Genomic DNA, 1,236 nt, shown 5'->3' with positions numbered 1-1,236 from the left:
ATAGATAATTGATTGACGTCAGAGGATGTTACTCGCTTTGAATTTTGGAAGTCTTCATTGATGACTGGCTTTATTTTAGAAATATAGACAGGGTCATGGATATAACAGTTCATTTCTTCATTTAAATGAAACGAGCGCGAATCAAAATTTACGGTCCCTACCATCAATACGTTTTTATCAATCAAGAATACTTTACCGTGTATCACTCCCTTTTTATAACCGTAGACTTCTATTCCCTGTTCTAATGCTTTTCGAATATATGGATACGCTGCCGCTTTAACTAACAGTGCATCCGAATGAGGTGAGAAGAGAATTTTGACACGAACTCCTCTTTTTCTTGCATCCACTAATGCGTTCCAAATAGTTCTGTCTTTTGGTATAAAATAAGGTGTTACTATAATGATGGACTCTTTTGCTTGTTGAAACAGCATTGCATAATCTTGCCCAAGTTTTTCTCCGCTGTAATATGCAGTAAAACGATGCGAGGTTGCTCCCTTTACCTTTGTCGCGCTATGTATCGGTATCGGTTGCTCTGTGTTTTTCTTCCAGTCTAACACAAATTGATGTTTTAGATCTTGAACTCCTTCTCCTTGTATTCGAAGGTGATAATCTCTCCAGTGACCGAGTTTTACTTTTTCTCCTAAATACTTCCTGCCGATGTTAAATCCGCCAATGTACCCAACCCTTCCATCAATAATTGAAATACGGCGATGATTCCGACGATCCAAAGAAGCAAAAAGATAAGGAAAAGCAGGGTTATTGTAATAAGTAAAATGCACTCCTGCTTTAACCAATAATTCTCTTTCCTTTGGCTTTAGTAAAATTCCACCAAGTCTGTCCACTGCATAATATACTTCTACACCTTCCTGGCTTTTTTGCCTCAATAAATCTAGAAACTGATGACTTACTTTATCATCAGCAATAGAGAAAAAGTTGATATGCACGTAATGTTTTGCTTTCCTTATATCTGAGAATAATTGATTGTTTAACTGTTTCCCGTCCGTATACATAGTAATATTACTTTGACGAATCGGGTATTGAATAGGCTGCTGTTCAAAAACCATCCTTTTTTCGGCTGCTGTTCTGTCAATTTTACCCCAAACAAGCAAAACATAACATGCGCCGATAAATACAATTAGGAGTACTTGAAGGATTTTCAGTATTTTTTTCAGCATATTTAATCTCCTTTATATATTATCGTTTTCATTCTGTTAGTTTTTGTTTTCGGGACAAAAC

The 1,236-nt window shown here is 36.2% G+C and carries 1 protein-coding gene; it reads right to left on the bottom strand.

The window, feature by feature from the left end; all coding sequences use genetic code 11:
- Positions 1-1,175 (bottom strand): phospholipase D-like domain-containing protein (locus V7137_RS29720; RefSeq protein ID WP_335701397.1); only part of this gene is annotated, 1,175 nt, incomplete at its 3' end.
- Positions 1,176-1,236 lie beyond the last annotated feature (61 nt).

Source organism: Neobacillus drentensis (assembly GCF_036962765.1).
Taxonomy (GTDB): domain Bacteria; phylum Bacillota; class Bacilli; order Bacillales; family Cytobacillaceae; genus Neobacillus; species Neobacillus drentensis_C.
The sequence above is the reverse complement of the archived record's forward strand: the minus strand, read 5'-3'. Positions and strand labels throughout refer to the sequence as shown.